The organism is Bernardetia sp. ABR2-2B, assembly GCF_037126435.1.
In the GTDB taxonomy this organism is placed as follows: domain Bacteria; phylum Bacteroidota; class Bacteroidia; order Cytophagales; family Bernardetiaceae; genus Bernardetia.
The window spans coordinates 4,579,553-4,598,217 of the sequence record NZ_CP147020.1; the positions used below are offsets into that span (position 1 = coordinate 4,579,553).

The following is an 18,665-nucleotide window of genomic DNA, read 5'->3' on the forward strand; positions in this document are numbered from 1 at the left end:
CTTACTGATAACTGAAATACTACCATTCAATCACATCTCCCAAATTATCCAAGAAAGGCAAATCATCTTTGTAAGTAGTTAGTTTTCCTTGATTAATATACGTATTTATACGCTGTAATTCTTCAAAGTTGGGAGAGTGAACTGTTACAGGAATCTTACGAAGACGAGCATCATCTTTTTGAAAAGGAGCTTCTTCTTTAGAAGTATAAAATAAATGCCACAAATCTGTTGAGCCACTCCAACCAATCCGTTCGATTTTATCAAAAATATTAGATTGCTTGTGCCACTCTTTTAGTTTTAAGTTGATTTGTTCGAAAAAATGAATTGTATTTTGAAGTCTAATACGAGAACCCAAACGAGACTTTCCTTTAGAGTTTAAATGTTTTATTTGTGATTTCCCTTGCTTCTTTCTGACCATATATGCTGTAATCGCTTTGTGATAAACAAGCTCTCCTTCTTCAAAATAACCTAAAGAAGCATACCCAGCTTGTATCAGAATGAGTAAATATGGTTTTGGTAAAAAAGTAATTTTGTCAGAATAATTTGAAAGACAAAGTGATTTTTCTTCATCTTCTCTTTTTGGAAGAGTAGGAAAAGTAATTGGAGTGCGAAAGTCAAGAATTTTTTCTCCTTCTTGATTTGTTCCATACAAAGTCCCTTTCTTTGTGTCAGAATCCCAAAAAATAGACTCCATAGAATCATCTAAGGAAGCTAATCGTTCTATTAAATCTATTGAATCTGAATAATCCATTTTGTGTGTGTATCACAGACTTCCTAGTCTGTGCAAAAGTGAAAAAGAGTTTTTGAATAAGAAATACTTTATACGTGTTCTGTGGCACATAGAACAAGGTTCGTTTATCTATTCTAATTTTAATCTAAATAATAATACTTTGTCAGGTTTTTCGTATTCTCCTCTTTCTATATAAAAAACGTCATAGTATTTATTTTTTGTTCTTTGATAATATTGAACGACACTAGAAAAAGCAATTTTAATTGGTGTTGAAGTTCCTTTTGATTTACCTGTTGTTATTGTTTGTCCTTGTGTATTATCAACAAAAACAAAACCTTCACAATTAGAACAAGGTGTATCATTGACATAAATTATAAATAAATAATCTAGCAGAAAGTCTATTTTATCTTTATCTGATACTTTAATGGTTAGTTCTTCTTTGCTGAAAGTATTTAACTCTACTACTTTCACTTGATTATAATATACATGCCAATAATCTAACGTATCAGCTTTCGCAACGCTGAAAAATCCAATAAGAAGAAAGACTAAAAAGATTAATTTTTTCATTAAAGATAATAGTTTAGAAAAAAACAATAATTTACCTATTCAAAACAACTTTTACCGTATTAGTTCCAACAGCATTATCTTGAAGTGAACGAATATAAATTTTACAGATATACATTCCATTTTTGACAAGTTCACCTTCGTTTCCTCTACCATTCCACGAAATATTTGTAAAACTTCCATTATTATCTTGATAATTTTGGCGAATTGTTCTGACTGCTCTTCCCAAAACATCATAAACCACCAAAATAACCTCTATATCATCGCCTGTACGAGTATGAGTAACATCGAAATCAACACTACTCCAAAAAGGGTTTGGAAAAGGTGTAATTTTTGTAATTTCGATAGGCTTGTTTTCTACATAAAAATCAACTTCAATGGTAGTAGGATTAGAATAATTATCCCAAACAGTAAAAGTAAGTGTGTGTTTGCCAACTGTTAAGTCTTGCAACGGAAAAGCGATTGTTCCCTTCTGATAACTTCCTTCATCATATTCAAAATAATCGTTCAGAATAAAAGTTTGTGTTGCTTCTCCATCCAAAACGGCTGTTATTTCTCTTCCCACACCATAACCAGTCAAATTAATTCCATTCTCATCACTAATTTCTGCCAAAAAAGTTGTATTTGAAGGAACTTTTGCACCAGAAACAAACGTCTTATCTTCTATCCAAATCTGTGCTGTTGGTGCTGCATTATCAGTTGGTGGATTAGTGTTACTTGCTCCAATCTGAATGCCATAAAATCCATTTGCATCTCTATTTTGAGTTTCATGTTTGGCATACATAACTACTCTTCCACTCGCCAAATTATAATTTATATCCTTCGAAACTACAAAGGTAATTTCAAATCTGCCTTCATTAATTCTTACTTTTCCTCTATATAAAACATTCTGCCAATCGTTATAAAACGTAGGTTGGGATTCATCTCCGTAGGTTCTAAGTTCAGCAGGTTTGTCATAAATGGTAATATCCAAATCGCCAGAAAAATCAGAGCTTAAAGTATTATTATTTACAATCTGTCCAGAAAGAGTAACTTTATCTAATGCTTTTACAGACTCTACAACGCTTCCATTTGCTCTTACTTCTGTAATAATGGCTTCTGCTTTTGGATAGTTTAGACGAAGCGCAGGGTCTCCTAAAAGTGTAAAATTTCTATTTAATTTCGAAAGACTTTCATTTTTGGTTGCCTTAATAACATCTCCTAATCTTGGCATTTCTCCATTTGGCAAACGCTTAAAAACATTGTTATAAAACGCTTTTGCCAAAATAAAATTTGTCGAAGCTGTTACGGGTCGTGTTGTCGTTACGAGCGCAATTCCTCCTCCATCTTCATTTGTCATTAATCTTTCTCCTACTGAAAAAACTTGAGGGTTATCGTAGCGTCCAAACTCACATGTCGCTGTAACAAACATAGGTAAATTGTTAAGGTTTTTCCAATTTGAAACCGAAGCCAAATCTACCACAGCTTCTGTAGCCAAACTAGCTTCTGAACCGTGTCCCATATAATTGACAATCAAAGAACCATTGTTTACATTCTGATTTAGACTTTCACGTACTTTTGGTGAAAACTTTCCATTTGAGGTAGAAATTTGAGGAAAAGCATCAACATATAATTTTTCTGCTTGATAACCTTTATATCCTTCAACAATTTCGATGAGCTGTTCAGAATCTCTCAAATGAATATTTCCATCGCCATCATCAGCTACAAAAACGACTTTATTTCTCCATTTTCCTAACGTCTGTGGAAGCGAATAACCAATAATTTTATCAACAACTAAATTTGCTTGACTAGCATTTCTGACAGGAATACGTCCGATTCCAATATCTAAATCTTCTCTCTGAACTTGAAAAGTTTCTGCCCATTCTCCTTCATTATCTTCCAAAAGACCATAAAAATCTTCTGATGAAAACGTTTCGACAGGCTCTAAAGATTGCCTAGACTGATACACAGGAACAAAATTATTATTTGCCTGAACTCTATCTTTATAATCATAACTTGTGTCTCCAAAAAGAAGTAAATATTTCAATTTGTCATTTTGATTTTTGTATAAAAAACGAACAAAATCACGAATAGCAGAAACATCTTGCTTTCCAGATGAAAACTCATTCCAAATCTGATTTACCGTTATTACCAATACTTCCATATCGTCATTTTCGCTATGAAAAGCAGCTAATTTTTGAGCTGCATCTAAAAAGTCTGTATGCGTAATAATCAAAAAATCAGGCGTAGAAAGACCGTGTAAATTTTGATTAGTCAAAGCCGTTATTTCTACTGGTGCAGGTAATTCTGCATTTATATCAAAGGCAACTAATTCTTGTAAACTTCTATTTGTGCGAACTGTAAAAGCATTTGGATTAGAAGAGCTAACAGGAATTTCTTGAATATCAAATAAATTATTTATGCTCCAAACACGCATAGAAGCAGGTTTTTGAGCAAACTCAAAACTAGCAATTTCATTTTGAGAAGAAGCTATCGAACGAAAATGTGTGTTTTGTTTGTAAAATGATAGAGTACGAGTAAATTCTAAAGTCAGAAAATCTAAATTACCAAAGGCTGTATTATCTGTTTTATTATAGGTAACTTTTACAGGAAGAGAAGCTACCGAAGAACTAATATTTGATGAAAAAGTAGCTGTATTGATATCTCCTTTTTTTGAATAGGTAGAAATTTGAGAAGCTGCAATAGGAAGTTTTCCAAACTCTTGACCTGCCACAGAAAAGCTATAATCACTAGCACGAGATGAATACGCTGTTGCCGAGGCACGTAACAAAACAGGACGAGAAGTAACCAAACCTTCGGACTCAAAATCAATAGTTTCTTCTACAACAAAATCAAAACGTTCTCCAAACCACATTCTACCAGAACCTCCACCACCAGAGTTTGCTAAATCTCCGATGATATTTACTTCGTCTAATTCGTGATGTGCTATTTCATTGTAGGTTGTAATTTTTGTTCCTCCACTTAGGCTTTCAGCTGTCTGAATGCGTTTTCCTGTCTGATTTCCTACTTTAAGATAATAATAATTAAAATCATCATATAGGTTTTTCTCAAAACTAAATTTTAAAGCATCATTTGCTTGTGCATCATAGGTATGAACATCGGCTGCTTGTGCATAAAAAAGAATATAATCTCCTGTACCAAAGGTATTATCATTTTCCAATTCTATAAAAATAGGATTTTCTTTCAAATCTGAAATACGTAGTGCCGAATTTGCTTGAGGGAGCATTCCTCCACCATTTCCAAAAATCTGAATATTATTTGGGTTTATAGAAGAAGGATTCAGACCTGCCGTTTGAAGGTCTTGAAAGGTAATTTTGTGTACTCCTTTTTCTTCTATTTTGAGTTTCAAAATTTGTCCGTCTGAAAGAACAGAGTTTTGAGCAAAACTAGTAGAAATAAAGAAAAAAGTAAGAACAACTGAAAATGAATACTGAATATATTTTGATGTATGAAGATTCATAGAATTTATTTTACGATATAAATTTGTAGGACTGGTCGGTTTTTTTGGTGTATACTACTGATTATCAAGTTTTTGTTTGATAAAACAGTTTGTAAAGATACAATTTTTTCAATTATTTATTTTCTTAAAAATTTGGAAATCCACGAATCTTACAAAAACATTTCACTTTTCCGAAGTATCTTTTATGAGGCTTTAGAAATAAAATTTCATAAGTTTTTTATAGCTAAATCCTTCTCATTTGAATAATTTGATTTCAAAGAAACAGGCTTTCAAAAAAATCTTGTATTTTAGAGAAAAAAACAACTAAATCTGCTAAAAATGAATAAATCGTGGCTGCCTTGGATTGAGATAGGTTATACTACTTTTGCTTATCAAGGAATGGAAGAGTTGAAGATAGAACGATTGGCAAAAAAAGTAGGTAAAAACAAATCATCGTTTTATCATCATTTTGCTGACATGGAAATATTTATTAGCCAACTTTTAAAATATCATATTGAACAGTCCAAAATTTTAGCTATAAAAGAAGGAAACTGTATTTCTAAAGAAGAGCTTATTGATATTTTGGTAGAACATAAAACAGACTTACTCTTCAACAGACAGTTGCGTATTCATCGTCAAAAAAAAGAATTTGAAGACTGTTTTGTCAAAACAAACGAAATTACGCTTCCTAATTTTTTAAATCTTTGGTCAGAAATATTAGGTTTAACAGGAAATACCGACCTATCTAAAATGATGCTCAATCTAAGTCTTGAAAACTTCTATTTACAGATTACTGAAAAGACATTGAATCATACTTGGTTAAATAATTACTTCAAAGAATTACAACGCTTAACAAAAGAATTCAAACGCACTTCTCAAATAAATCTTCCTATATTGAACGGTAGCGTCTAAAATTACTCCTCTCAATTCTTCAATTTTGTATTAATTAATCATTCAATTATATACAAAATTTGAAATTATGCAATCTTTGAAACGACAACCACTTTTATTTATAACACTTCTTCTACAAGCTATTGTGGTATTTATTTATACGGCTTATGTAGGTCTGCAAGATGGATGGATTTTTATAGAAGTGGCTATTACTAACCTTACTTCTCTTACTTGGAACGGACAATTTACGGCTGACTTTAGCTGTTACCTATTACTTTCTGGGTTGTGGATAATGTGGAGAAACAAATTTTCTATTTCTTCTATTTTCATTGCTTTATTTGCTATGGTATTAGGTATAATAATATTTGCTCCTTATTTCATTTGGCTTCTCTACAATGAAAAAGGAAACTTAATTAAAGTATTGATAGGAACAAGAAATTAATTATTCAAAATTCTATTTTTTATTAAATCATCAAATACAATTTTATAATATGACTACTTCACAAAACTCTAAATTCAGAACACAATCATTTCATAAATTTTGGCTCAAGATTACAGCTATTGTAGTAGGAATTGCAGCTCCAATATTTTTTCTAGGAACAATGATAGAAACATCAGAAGCTGCTCGTCTGACTTTAGACATACTGAGCTACCCAATAGATGGCAATATCACATACAAATCTAATGATGTCCGTTTTTTATCAGCTCTGACAGGTGGCTTTTTGTTAGGTTGGGGAGTTATGATTTGGCTGCTTTCTAGTTGGGTTTATGACAAAGCACCAGAAGCTGTACGAAAGGTTGTTTTGATAGGACTTTTATCTTGGTTTTGCTTAGATAGTACAGGTTCTATCGCATCAAGTAATTCTTCAAATGCAATATTTAATATTTTTGTATTACTCCTTGCCGTTGGTCCTTTGTGGTTACCAGCTAAATCTGAATATTAAAAAAGGATAGCCTGACTGTTTGGATTATCAAAAAATCTTGTAATTTAGAGAAAATAAAAAATCTCTCAAATCATACAAGAAAATGAAACAGTTTCTACTCTCTCTTTTATTTGGCTTTTTCCTTTGCATTTCTATAATATTTCCTAGCTTCTCTCAACTAACTGATGATTTTTCAGATGGAGATTTTACAAATAACCCCACTTGGAACGGTGGAAACTCTGTAAATGCAAGTGTAGGTTTTCAGGTCAATGGAAGCAATCAATTACAGCCAGATTTACCAACTGGAGGAAGTGGAACTCGCACGGCTTACCTTTCTACACCCATTATAGTCAATCCAACAACGACTAATTATGAATGGAATTTTGATGTAGAATTGACTTTTACCTCTCCAAACCCACCAAACAATACCAATAAAGCAGAAATTTATTTGCTTTCTGACCGAAATGACCTTTCTGGTTCTCTAAACGGTTATTTTATTGAAATTCAAGATGTTGTTACCTTGCAAAGAAAAGTTGGAAATACCGAAACGGTTATTCCTCTTTCAAACGGAACGACTACGCCACTTTCTAACCCTGTGAGTGTTTCTGTGCGTGTGATTTATATTGCTGATACTGGTTCTGGTGGTTCTTGGCTCGTTTTTGTTAATGGAGTTTTGCAAGGAGAAGCGACTGAAACGATTAGCATTGCGCCTTCCCATTTTGGAGTTTTGTATAATTATTCTGCCAATTCAAGAAGAGAAAGTTTTTTGTTTGATAACGTAACCATTGCGCCCTACATAGACAATACGCCACCAACAGTTACAGGTGTTTTGGGAGCTGCGCCTAATCAAATTAGAGTTTCTTTTGATGAGCCTTTGAATATTGCTTCCCTTCAAAATACTGATTTTAATGTGGCAGGTTTTGGCAATCCAACACAGATAACAGCCGAACCCAATCAAGCACAAAACTTTAGACTTACTTTTGCTATTAACTTTACGGTCGGAACTTCTTATACTTTAGATGTACAAGATTTTGAAGACCGTTTTGGAAATGTAATCGTTCCTTCTTCTACGCCTTTTACTTTCAATGATAATGCTGCTCCACTTGGGCAAACTTTGACTGTCCTTAGTCCTACAACTTTACAGTTAGATTTCACAGAAGAAGTAACCACAGCCACAGCACAAAACACAGCAAATTACAATCTTGCAGGAAATACGGCTTTGTCTGCTGTTCGTGATAATACCAATTTTAAGCGTGTTTATTTGACCTTTTCTAATGAATTTGATGATAATACAATTTCTTCTTTAGACATTTCGAATATTGCAGACCCAGCAGGAAACGCAATGCCAGTTACTCAAACGCTTACTTTCAATTACGATACCGACCGTCCAGATGTTTGTTTCTTGGGTTGCGTACAGGCTCTTTCTGCTAATCAGCTTAGAGTCATTTTTGATGAAGATATAGACCCAGTTTCTGCTCAAATTATTGGAAATTATGAGGTTTTGGATGGAATTGGAAATCCTACTTCTGCCGTTTTGGAAACTTCAAGCACTGTTTTGATTAATTTTTCGTCTTCTTTTACTCCTCAACAAGTTTATGAGCTTAGAATCCGAAATGTAAAAGATTTACAAAACAACTCAATGACAACTCGTACAAGGGAATTTTCCTTTGACCCTCTTTCGCCTTCAGTGATTTTAGCTATTTTACTTCCCAATAACCAAATTGAACTCACTTTTTCAGAAACAGTAGAAAGTTCGTCTAGTCAAGATGTCTCAAACTACTCTTTGGATAATGGAATTGGAAATCCTACAAGTGCCATTTTATTGTCTTTTGATACAAAACGAGTTCGTCTTACTTTTGGAAGTTCTTTAAATGATATTTCAAACCTTACTCTGACAGTTCAAAATGTAAATGATTTACAAGGAAATGCTTCAACTCCCCAAACCTTTAATTTTAATACATTAGCTCCAAGCATTTCAAAAATAGATGTTCTTTCAAGAACACAGATTCAAGTTACTTTCTCTGAAAATGTAGAGACTTCGACATCTCAAAATACAGCAAATTATACTGTAAACAATGGTCTTGGTAATCCGATAGTACTTGCTCCACTTTCTCCTAATATTATCATTTTAACTTTTTCAAATGACTTTATCGTAGCAGAAAATTATACGTTAACAGTTCAGAACGTACAGGATTTAAATTCTAATGCTATTATTTCAAGTTCAAGAACATTCGTTTATCGTCCTAGAATTACAAATGTTTCGGTTGTTTCTCCAACAGTTTTAGAAATTGATTTTGATTACCCTCCTACTATTGCCGATGCACAAAATATTGGAAAATATGGCGTTGATAATTCGATATTCAGTCCGTTATCAGCACAACTTGTAAATGGAGAGACTACAAAATTTCGCCTTACTTTCGGTTCTGTTTTCGTTCCAAATCTAGATTACACACTTACAGCAGGGTTTTTTAACCTTCAAAATGAAGAAATTGCACCTGTTTCAGACCATATTTTCCGTAGAGACACGCAGCCACCAAGTGTTTTGAGTGTCTTGGTTTTAGATGATAATGAAACTCAGCTTACTTTTTCAGAAGAAATTGAAGAAGTTACGGCAGAAGCATTAAATCATTATAATCTATCAGGTTTTGGGCAGCCGATTGATGCAAACCAAACTTCTCCTACTACGGTAGAATTAGAATTCAATTCAGATTTTCAGCCTTCTACAACCTATTCATTAACTGTAAATTCTATCCAAGATTTATTGGGAAATACGCTCACAAATCAAACGGTTACTTTTTCTTTGCCAACGCCACCTGCTCCAAATTCACTGGTTATTACGGAAATTATGGCAGACGAAGACCCACAAGTTGGCTTACCAGCTTACGAGTATATCGAAATCTATAACGCTTCAAATGCTACACAATCTTTGCAGGGAACAAAACTCTACGACGGAGAAGGTTTTTCTAATTTTGCGACTTTGGGAAGTTATAGTTTAGGAGCAGGTCAGTATTTAATTTTATGTGGTAATTCGGCTTTTGATAGTCTTTCACAGTTTGGAAATACACTTGCTGTTACATCTTTTCCTTCGCTTTCCAATACGGGCGAAACGCTGCGTTTGGTAGGGGCAGATGATGTAGAAATTTCAAAAATCACTTATTCATCGTCGTGGTATCAAGACGAACAAAAAGATGATGGAGGATATTCTTTGGAAAGAATTGATATAAATTCAGACTGTGAAAGCCCTGCAAATTGGATAGCTTCAAATGACCCACGAGGAGGAACACCAGCAGCTCAAAATTCAGTTTTTGGAACAGTAAATGATACGATTCCACCAAATTTAGTGAGTGTTTTCTTAGGACAAAATGGAACTACTGACAGTTTAGAAGTCAATTTTTCTGAATCTCTGGACAGTTTGGATTTAGTAAATACTTCTTTTTATTCTGTTGATAATGGACTTTCTATTTCAGAAATTATTTATAAAAATGATAGACAGGTAGTTTTAAAATTTGGTTCGGCATTGTCTTCTTCTGCCATTTATACTTTGATAATTCAAAACATTGAAGATTGTGCAGGTAATAATATTACAGCAGGAATTAGAAACATATCTACTTTTGGAGTAGGCAGAATGCCAAATCAGTACGAACTTATCATTACCGAAATTATGGCAGATGAAGACCCACAAGTTGGATTGCCAAAAGCTGAATATTTAGAGATTTATAATGCGACAAATTCGCCTTTGAACCTTGGAACAGTAAAATTATCTGATGTTACAAACACGATTGACTTACCTTCTTTCTTGATTGCTCCAACATCTTATTTGATTTTGTGTACCACTTCAAAAGTAGATAGTTTGAGAAGCGTTGCAGGGCAAAACGTTTTAGGAGTTTCTGGTTTTCCATCGCTCAATAATTCAGGAGAAAAGTTAGTTTTGAGAGATTCTACAAATGCAGAAATTCATAGCGTAGATTATAAAACGTCTTGGTACGGCGACCTTCAAAAAGCAAACGGAGGATATTCCTTAGAAATGATAGACAAAACCAATTTCTGTGGAGAAGAAAGCAACTGGAAAGCCTCCGAAGACCCACGAGGAGGAACACCAGCAGCCGAAAATTCGGTTTCTGCACCTAATCCAGATAATGAAAGCCCTGTTTTATTAGAAGTTAGAATAATAAACACTACGGCAAATGCAACAGAAATTTTACTTACTTTTTCTGAAAAATTAGATTCACTTTCTGCTGTCAATATTGCAAATTATTCTATTTCAGGAATTGGAATTGATAGCATTTCTCAGCCTACAAATAATGAAGTTCTATTAAAAACATCTTCCCCTCTAAACTCTTCAATTAGCTATACTTTGAGAGTTCAAAATCTTACAGATTGTGCAGGAAATATCATTCAAGCTACTACAAGAACTATTGGAATTGGAAGAATGCCAACTTTTGGAGAGCTTTTAATTACCGAAATAATGGCAGACGAAGACCCACAAGTTGGCTTACCAGATGCTGAATATTTAGAGATTTTCAATACAACAAACGACCTTTTGAATTTGGGAACAGTTCGCCTTTTTGATGCAACAAATAGTGTAATTTTGCCAGAAGTCGCTATTTCGCCAAACAGTTATCTTACGCTGACCACGACTTCAAAAGTAGATTCATTTTTAGTTCAGAATATTGAGGTTTTGGGTGTTCCTTCAATGGTTAGTTTGAATAACGGAGGAGAACTTTTACAGCTTAGAAATATTGATGGACAACTTTTGCATGAGGTAAATTATTCTACTTCGTGGTACAGAGATTCTGAAAAATCTAATGGTGGTTATGCCTTGGAAATGATTGATACAGAAAATCTATGTGGAGAGGCGCAAAATTGGAGAGAATCAGAAGACCCAAGAGGAGGAACACCAAGCCAAGAAAATTCGGTAGCTGCACCAAATCCAGATAATGAAAGACCTACTATTACAACGGTTGCATTAATCGGAACTAATAGAATTTCTGTTACTTTTTCTGAAAAAATGGATAGTCTTTCTATCGTAAATCCCTCAAATTATGGCTTACAAAATGCAACTATTGAAACGATAAATTGGCAAGAAAATAACCAAATCGAAATTGAGTTTTCTCCAAACTTAGAACCAAATCAAGTCATTATTCTGACGATTAGTAATGTAGAAGATTGTGCAGGAAATAGTCTTTTAGAGAGTGAGAGTTTTGAGTTGGGAATTGGAGCAACACCTTTGGAGTTTGAAGTTTTGATAACAGAAATTATGTCTGACCCAGACCCAGCCGTAGGACTTCCAAACCGTGAGTATCTTGAAATCTATAACAATTCAGATAAGCGTTTGGATATTGGAAAACTGACTCTTACAGATGCCACAAATACAATTTCTTTGCCTTCAAAAATCTTACAACCAAATGAATATTTGACTTTAGCGAGTACGACAGCAGCCACAGAATTTAGAAATCAAGGCATTGAAGTGTTGGGAGTAACCTCTTTCCCAAGCTTGGGGAATGAAGGCGAACCTCTAATTTTAATAAATACAAACAATGAAACAGTCTTTGAAATTTCTTATGAAAAGGATTGGCACGAGGATAATGAGAAAGCAGACGGAGGTTATTCTCTTGAAATGATTGATGTAAATAATCCGTGTGGAGAAGCAAATAACTGGACTTCTTCAAGCGACCCACGAGGAGGAACACCAAGTGAGCAAAATTCCGTTTTTGGAGCAAATCCAGATTTGCAAAGTCCACAAGTTACTAACTTACAAGTCGTGAATAATCAAACTTTAGTAGTGGTTTTTAATGAAAAAATTGATTTACTTTCGGCTGCTTTAGTTTCAAATTATGTTATTTCTCCTTCTATTCAGATTGATAGCATTGAAATTATCACTTCAAAATCTGTTCGAATAAAATTACAGAACGCACTTCAAACGGCTACTTTGTATGAGCTTTTGATAAATGGAATTACGGATTGTTCTGGCAATGAAGTTTCGAATCTTCGTTTGCCTTTCGGACAGGGAACAACACCACAATTTGGGCAGCTTTTGATTACCGAAATTATGGCTGACCCTGCGCCAGTTGTCGGATTGCCTGAAAGCGAGTATTTAGAACTGACCAATACCACCGACCAAATTTTGAGTATCAATGGCGTTACGCTGACAGATGCGACAGGAACATCGACACTACCCGTCTTTCAATTATTACCAAACGAAAGAGTTATTTTGTGTCCAACCAGTTCGGTAACGGCTTTTTCAAGGTTTGGAAAAACAATCGGAATGAGCAGTTTCAGAACGCTTGATAATGGTGGTGAAAGATTGATTTTGAGAAATAATCAAGGAGAATTACTTTTTGAAATTACCTATGATGATGCTTGGCATTCTGATAATGACAAAAGAGATGGTGGTTATTCTTTAGAAATGATTGATGTTTCTAGTTTTTGTTTGGAAAGAGAAAACTGGACTTCTTCGGTTTCTAATTTGGGAGGAACACCAGCACAACAAAATTCGGTTGCAGGAACAAGTGGCGATAATATTGCGCCAAAAATAGTGAGAGCAGAAGCCATAAATCCGACAACAATTAGAATTGTTTTCGATGAAAAACTGGATAGTTTACAAGCCGTTCAGTCAAGAATTAGTATTCAAAATAGCAATGTTACGATTACAGAAAAGTCATTAGACGAAACTAGAAAAATCTTGACGCTTTCACTTTCTGATAATTTAGATTTCAGAACCGTTTATACGTTAGAAGTCGAAGCTATTACAGACTGTGCAGGAAATTTGATTGCTCAAAACACAACTACAGAAGTAATCTTGCCAGAAGAAGCTGAAATAGGAGATATTATTTTGAATGAAATTTTGTTTAATCCACCAACCAACGGAACTGATTTTGTAGAGCTTTTCAATAATTCAGATAAATATATTAACCTACAAAACTTTAGCCTTGCCAATCTAAATACCGACGGAACGATACGCACACAATACGCAATTTCGGAAGAGGTTTTGATTTTGAAACCTTATGAATATGTAGCTATTTCTACTTCCAATGAACAGCTTTTGATACAATATCCGAATGGAAATGAAGAGGGTTTTGTGGAATCTCGTTTACCAACCTTTGCAGACGATGATGGAACAGTAATTCTATTTGATAATCAAGACAATGAGCTAGACCGTTTTACTTATGATGAGGATTTTCATTTGGGACTTTTGAGAGATGAAGAAGGCGTTTCGTTAGAGCGAATTAGTGCAGATGCACCTACACAAGATGAAAATAACTGGGCTTCGGCAGCCGAAAGTGTAGGTTTTGGAACACCAGCCTATCAAAACTCACAGAGCAGAGGAAACTCCACACCAAGTACGGAAGACTGTTTTAGAGCAGAACCACAGGTTTTTTCTCCAGATAGTGATGGCTTTGAAGATTTTACACAGATTTACATAGATTGCGCCGAAGTTGGCGACCTTATCACTATTAAAATCTATGATGTGCAGGGTAGGAAAGTCCGTGATTTGGTGCAAAATCAGTCGGTAGCCTTAGAAAACACCTTTATTCGTTGGGATGGAACAGCCGACGACGGTAGGAAAGTTCGTATAGGACATTATATTCTACTTTTAGAAAAATACAATCTCAATGGCGATGTACAGTATTTGAAAATGCGTGTTGTGGTGGCTAGTAGGTTTTAAATGAAACTACTAAAACTATTTTCAGAGTATTTTGGATTACCAAAAACTACTGACAAAGTTTTTTTACGATAAAATGGCAACATTTTTAACTTTGACAGTCCTTTCAGAAGGCTTCAATAGTTAGAAATATGTACAATATAGAAATACAAGCAACTAAGTTTTCTTGTAACTTTGAAAAAACGAGCAACTATTGTCAGAGTTATTTTGGATTACCAAAACAACTACTGACAAAGTTTTCTCATAACTTTGACAGTCCTTTCACAAGGCTGTCAATAGTTAGAAATACGCACAATATAGAAATACAAGCAACTAAGTTTTCTTGTAACTCTGAAAAGACGAGCAACTATTGTCAGAGTTATTTCGGATTACCGAAAAACTACTGACAAAGTTTTCTCATAACTTTGACAGTCCTTTCACAAGGCTGTCAAATAAATAACTCTAAAACTACGCACATGGCAAAAAACTATTATCCACCTTTAGAAGCAGGAAAAGTTTATCATATCTACAACAAAGGAATTAATGGAGAAAATATTTTTAGAAGTGATGAGAACTACAAACACTTTTTGAAACTTTATAATCATCATTGTTCGTGTGTAGTGGAAACGTATGCGTATTGTTTGCTAGGAAATCACTTTCATTTGTTAGTACGAATAAAAGAAATTTTGCCTACTTATGGAGATTTATATCCAGAATTTTCAAAAGATAAAGCCAATAAAAAAGTTCTCAAAACAGTAGAACCAAGCAGACAATTTGCTCATTTTTTTACAGCTTATGCTCAAGGCTTTAATAAATATTTCAGCCCAATACGCACAGGTTCACTTTTTCAAAGTCCGTTCAAACGATTAGTTGTTGAAAGTGATAGTTATTTTTCAAATTTAGTTTCTTATATCCATAGAAATCCACAAAAACATGGATTTGTAGAAGATTTTAAAACTTATCCTTACTCTTCTTATCATAGCCATTTATCAGATAAAATTACTCGCTTAGACAGAAAAGAAGTTTTAGAGTGGTTTGGAAATAGAGAGGAATATGTAAAATTTCAAAATGAAGAACTAGATGAAAGTTTGATTGAAGATTGGATAATTGAAGAGGACGACGATTTTTTATAAAAAACGTTGTCTTTTCGCAACTATTGACAACCTTAAAAGGACTGTCAAAGTTTTGATTTAATTGGTATTGGTTTTAGCTCTCATGAAAAAAATATCTATCAAAAGCAAATAAAAATTATTTTTGGTATTATTTTTGCACATGTTTCCTGCGATAATTAATACCGTTTTAAGTAGTATTTTCGGAATTTTTATAGATATGTACGGTATTTTATCTGTCTAAAAGTGTTTTTCATTAAGAAACACTTGACAAAAGGTCATTTAGACAAAAATGGTGGGAGCAAAATGATAATTTATGTCAAAAAAACAGTTTCCGTACTTTACAAGTGCGAACATTGATGATAATTATGGGGTAGAAATAGGAAATAACCCCAACAAAAATAGTAGAAGGAGAGCAGTTTTAGTATTAGGAGAGATGTATTTAAATACATTATTAGTGATACCCTTAGAGAGTTTGAAAGAAAATGATAGATTATACAAGCCTTTTGAAGTATTGTTACCAAAAAGCTGTGGATGTCCAAAAGATTCCAAGCTATTGATACTAGATATAAGAACGATAAGAAAAGAATGGCTGAAAATACCTCAAGAAAAGTATAAGATAAATATTAGACTTAATAATGATATAGAAAAAGAGGTAAGGCAAAAATATAGACAGTTAAGAAACCCTTCTCTTTATTTAACTCGTAATTTACATGACCCAAATGATCCAACAATGAAAATAAGGAATAAGTTGGTAGAGTACAAAATAGATGAAGATAACGTAGGTTATGCTATAGGAGTTTCTGATTATGTAAGAGTAGACAAAACAGCCAAAGCATATTTTTTTACAGAAACACAAGAGATACGCTCTTTTGATAGAAATAGAGTTAGAGTTATAGATATGGAAGAAAAAAAAGAAATAGAACTTTTTCCATACAATGAAATAGAAACACCTTCTATAATAAGCAATTTATATTTTAATTAATTTATAACCACTCCCACTTAGTCTAAAAAGACCTTAAAAAACCGTATTTGATAGAAATAGTCTATCAGATACGGTTTTTTATTTTAAGCTATTTTTGATTACCAAAAAACTACTGACAACGTTTTCAGTCGGATAAAATGGTAATATATATTTCTAACTTTGACAGTCCTTTTAGAAGGCTGTCAATAGTTATAAAACCACTCTACCCAAAAAGCCCACCATCATCTTTAGGAAAACGCTTAATTTTTTGAGGATTTTCTGTATAAACAACTCCTCCTAACTTGTTGATAGTATCTTTTACTAAAGAAATAGATTGTTCTAGTTCGGATTCTATTTGATGTGTGGTAAAACGTAGAATATTCCAGCCAAGGCTACTGATTTCATTGTTTCTGACTTTATCATATTTGACATCTTTTACTTTTGTGTGGTACTGGTCGCCATCACATTCTACATTGATATTTCTGTCTTTGCAGAAAATAGCAAAGTCCAAAAAACGGTTTTTGCCTTGTGCATTGATAAAATATTGTCGTTCTGCTGCTATGTCGTGATTTACAAGAGCTTCCCAAAACTTATCTTCTATCGGACTGTCATTGAAAAGGTAATTTATTTCTGTAGCCGAAAAGAATTTTTGTTCGGTTGTGGGAATAAATAATATTCTACGTCCTTTTTTACTTATGATGGGTTCTCTTAGTTGGCGCAACTTATCAAATTCTATTTTGTAGTATTCCTTATTAGATTTACTGTTTTTGGGTTCGTCTGCAAATAGGGCTTTACGAAAAACTTTATCTATTCTTTTTACTTCGCTATACCATTTTACACTATATTTTTCTTTGCCAAAAACTTTAGTTTGATAGAATGCTATGTATTTTAGTTTTGTTTTATCTCGTATGTTTTTTGGTGCAGATTTAACAGGAATCCTGTACCAGCTTTTTTCTTGAGCTATCAAAAAATCCTTCTTGTTGTTCATCAAAGCCACTAAGACATTATTCTCAAAATTTTTGGACATACTTATTCTTTTTAATCATAAATTTAAAACTAATTTTTTACGATGGTAAAAATAATAATTAATTAACATTTTTTAATTAATTATTTCAAATTCATTGGGTGATTAAATCAAGTTTTGGGTATAAAGAAGTATAGATAGATATTTAAGACTATTTACTTACTAACTTTTTTAAACTCAAAAAAATCTTATGCAAAGATATTCGTTTTTTACTCGTTCCCTTTTCTTTGGTCTTCTTATCCTAATGGTAGGTGTTTTTGTAGCTTTTTCCCCATTAGCTGATGCTACTAAATGGAAAGTAGATGATTCTCACAGTAGCATTAGTTTTGCAATTGATCACGGATTTGTTCCCACAACAGGACGTTTTGATAAATTTAAAGGTAATTTAAATTTTTCCCCAGAAAATTTAGCTGATAGCAAAGCTGATTTTACGATTGATATCAATAGCGTAAACACACAAGAGCCAAAGCGTGATAAGCATCTCAAATCAAAAGACTTTTTTAATGCAGATAAATATCCTTCTATGACTTTTGTATCTTCAAAGTTTACTAAAGTGGATGATAAGAATTATATAGCTCACGGAAAACTGACTATCAGAGAAGTAACTAAAAATATTGAGTTACCTTTTAAAGTTTTAGGAATTGGACAACATCCAGCTTTTAAAAATAAAACTGTAATGGGTATAAAAGCAAAAACGACCATCGATCGTACAGATTATGAAGTTGGAACAGGAAGCTGGGCAGCCACGGCAATTGTAGGAGATGAAGTAGAGATTACGATTATTATGGAATTACATAACTAAAATTCAACCAGCTACAAAAAGACATTTTTAAGAAATTCAAGACTGTATTATCTTTCCCCTTACTGAAAAAAGCATTATTCTTTTGAATAATGCTTTTTTGTTTTTAAAGAATCTTTGATTAGTTTGATAAAAACATAGCTAAAGAAAATAAAGAAAAGTAAATCATTAATTCCATAGATTGAATAAAAAATTCCTGCCATCATATCTTCATTAAAAACAGAAGAAACATCGTTTTGCACTCTCCAATCTATCCATACTATTCCATATATTAGCTTTTCAATAGCAAAAACAGCAACCAACCATTTTATCTTTTTATAGTCTTTTGCCACAGAAATATAAGCTAGTCCCCAAACGATAATCATCAATAAACCAAAATTAGACATTACTGTACTATCATATTTTGGAATAAATTCGTTGGTAAAAAAACGAGATAAAATCAAAACAGCAACTATATTAGAAAGTCCTGAAATAATAAAGCCGAGTTTGATTTTGTTTTTCATTCTTTGTGATTTTTGATAATAGATTTAGAACTTAAATTATCAACAACAAATAAGATATAGAGTTCAAAAAAACTCTA

Annotated in this window: 12 protein-coding genes; 7 read left to right on the top strand and 5 right to left on the bottom strand. The window is 33.2% G+C overall.

Annotation, left to right across the window (positions count from 1 at the left end; all coding sequences use genetic code 11):
• Positions 1 to 19: 19 nt before the first annotated feature.
• From WAF17_RS19255 to porU, 3 genes are all read right to left on the bottom strand, one after another.
• A complete protein-coding gene (locus WAF17_RS19255; RefSeq protein WP_338763256.1) occupies positions 20 to 751 on the bottom strand; it encodes a hypothetical protein in 732 nt (243 codons plus the stop codon).
• A 108-nt stretch (positions 752 to 859) separates the two neighbouring features.
• Positions 860 to 1,297 (bottom strand): hypothetical protein, encoded by a 438-nt coding sequence (locus WAF17_RS19260; protein ID WP_338763259.1) that lies wholly within the window; start codon positions 1,295 to 1,297, stop codon positions 860 to 862.
• A 31-nt stretch (positions 1,298 to 1,328) separates the two neighbouring features.
• Entirely contained in the window at positions 1,329 to 4,754 is a 3,426-nt protein-coding gene (gene porU, locus WAF17_RS19265) for a type IX secretion system sortase PorU (protein WP_338763261.1), read from the bottom strand.
• A gap of 318 nt (positions 4,755 to 5,072) precedes the next feature.
• Here porU and WAF17_RS19270 point away from each other — a divergent pair, with 318 nt between their 5' ends.
• The 6 genes from WAF17_RS19270 (at position 5,073) to WAF17_RS19295 (ending at position 16,283) form a co-directional block, all read left to right on the top strand.
• Positions 5,073 to 5,645 carry a TetR/AcrR family transcriptional regulator gene (locus tag WAF17_RS19270; protein WP_338763264.1) on the top strand — a complete coding sequence of 191 codons (573 nt, stop codon included), beginning with the start codon at positions 5,073 to 5,075 and terminating at the stop codon, positions 5,643 to 5,645.
• Positions 5,646 to 5,712: 67 nt separating this feature from the next.
• Entirely contained in the window at positions 5,713 to 6,066 is a 354-nt protein-coding gene (locus tag WAF17_RS19275) for a hypothetical protein (RefSeq protein ID WP_338763267.1), read from the top strand.
• A gap of 49 nt (positions 6,067 to 6,115) precedes the next feature.
• Positions 6,116 to 6,568, top strand: coding sequence for a hypothetical protein (locus tag WAF17_RS19280; protein ID WP_338763270.1), 453 nt, complete (start codon positions 6,116 to 6,118; stop codon positions 6,566 to 6,568).
• An 82-nt stretch (positions 6,569 to 6,650) separates the two neighbouring features.
• Complete coding sequence (locus WAF17_RS19285; RefSeq protein WP_338763273.1) at positions 6,651 to 14,213, top strand: lamin tail domain-containing protein; 7,563 nt, start codon at positions 6,651 to 6,653, stop codon at positions 14,211 to 14,213.
• 452 nt (positions 14,214 to 14,665) lie between these two features.
• Positions 14,666 to 15,322 carry a hypothetical protein gene (locus tag WAF17_RS19290; protein WP_338763275.1) on the top strand — a complete coding sequence of 219 codons (657 nt, stop codon included), beginning with the start codon at positions 14,666 to 14,668 and terminating at the stop codon, positions 15,320 to 15,322.
• Positions 15,323 to 15,614: 292 nt separating this feature from the next.
• Positions 15,615 to 16,283, top strand: a complete 669-nt coding sequence (locus tag WAF17_RS19295; protein ID WP_338763277.1) for a hypothetical protein — start codon at positions 15,615 to 15,617, stop codon at positions 16,281 to 16,283.
• 202 nt (positions 16,284 to 16,485) lie between these two features.
• Here WAF17_RS19295 and WAF17_RS19300 read toward each other — a convergent pair whose 3' ends face one another.
• Positions 16,486 to 17,289, bottom strand: a complete 804-nt coding sequence (locus WAF17_RS19300) for a DUF559 domain-containing protein (protein WP_338763279.1) — start codon at positions 17,287 to 17,289, stop codon at positions 16,486 to 16,488.
• A 187-nt stretch (positions 17,290 to 17,476) separates the two neighbouring features.
• Between WAF17_RS19300 and WAF17_RS19305 the strand changes: the two genes are divergently transcribed.
• The gene (locus WAF17_RS19305; RefSeq protein ID WP_338763282.1) at positions 17,477 to 18,088 is read left to right on the top strand and encodes a YceI family protein; all 612 of its coding nucleotides are present in this window, start codon (positions 17,477 to 17,479) and stop codon (positions 18,086 to 18,088) included.
• A gap of 74 nt (positions 18,089 to 18,162) precedes the next feature.
• Here the strand turns inward: WAF17_RS19305 and WAF17_RS19310 are convergent, their stop codons facing one another.
• Positions 18,163 to 18,588: a hypothetical protein gene (locus tag WAF17_RS19310; protein WP_338763284.1), complete on the bottom strand. Its 426-nt coding sequence runs from the start codon at positions 18,586 to 18,588 to the stop codon at positions 18,163 to 18,165.
• Positions 18,589 to 18,665 lie beyond the last annotated feature (77 nt).

What these genes read in the sequence shown, in the direction of transcription:
- WAF17_RS19285 (WP_338763273.1), top strand. Translation starts at nt 6,651, where the DNA reads ATGAAACAGTTTCTACTCTCTCTTTTATTTGGCTTTTTCCTTTGCATT.
- WAF17_RS19275 (WP_338763267.1), top strand. Translation starts at nt 5,713, where the DNA reads ATGCAATCTTTGAAACGACAACCACTTTTATTTATAACACTTCTTCTA.
- WAF17_RS19260 (WP_338763259.1), bottom strand. Translation starts at nt 1,297, where the DNA reads ATGAAAAAATTAATCTTTTTAGTCTTTCTTCTTATTGGATTTTTCAGC.
- WAF17_RS19305 (WP_338763282.1), top strand. Translation starts at nt 17,477, where the DNA reads ATGCAAAGATATTCGTTTTTTACTCGTTCCCTTTTCTTTGGTCTTCTT.
- porU (WP_338763261.1), bottom strand. Translation starts at nt 4,754, where the DNA reads ATGAATCTTCATACATCAAAATATATTCAGTATTCATTTTCAGTTGTT.
- WAF17_RS19280 (WP_338763270.1), top strand. Translation starts at nt 6,116, where the DNA reads ATGACTACTTCACAAAACTCTAAATTCAGAACACAATCATTTCATAAA.
- WAF17_RS19300 (WP_338763279.1), bottom strand. Translation starts at nt 17,289, where the DNA reads ATGTCCAAAAATTTTGAGAATAATGTCTTAGTGGCTTTGATGAACAAC.
- WAF17_RS19310 (WP_338763284.1), bottom strand. Translation starts at nt 18,588, where the DNA reads ATGAAAAACAAAATCAAACTCGGCTTTATTATTTCAGGACTTTCTAAT.
- WAF17_RS19290 (WP_338763275.1), top strand. Translation starts at nt 14,666, where the DNA reads ATGGCAAAAAACTATTATCCACCTTTAGAAGCAGGAAAAGTTTATCAT.
- WAF17_RS19270 (WP_338763264.1), top strand. Translation starts at nt 5,073, where the DNA reads ATGAATAAATCGTGGCTGCCTTGGATTGAGATAGGTTATACTACTTTT.
- WAF17_RS19295 (WP_338763277.1), top strand. Translation starts at nt 15,615, where the DNA reads ATGTCAAAAAAACAGTTTCCGTACTTTACAAGTGCGAACATTGATGAT.
- WAF17_RS19255 (WP_338763256.1), bottom strand. Translation starts at nt 751, where the DNA reads ATGGATTATTCAGATTCAATAGATTTAATAGAACGATTAGCTTCCTTA.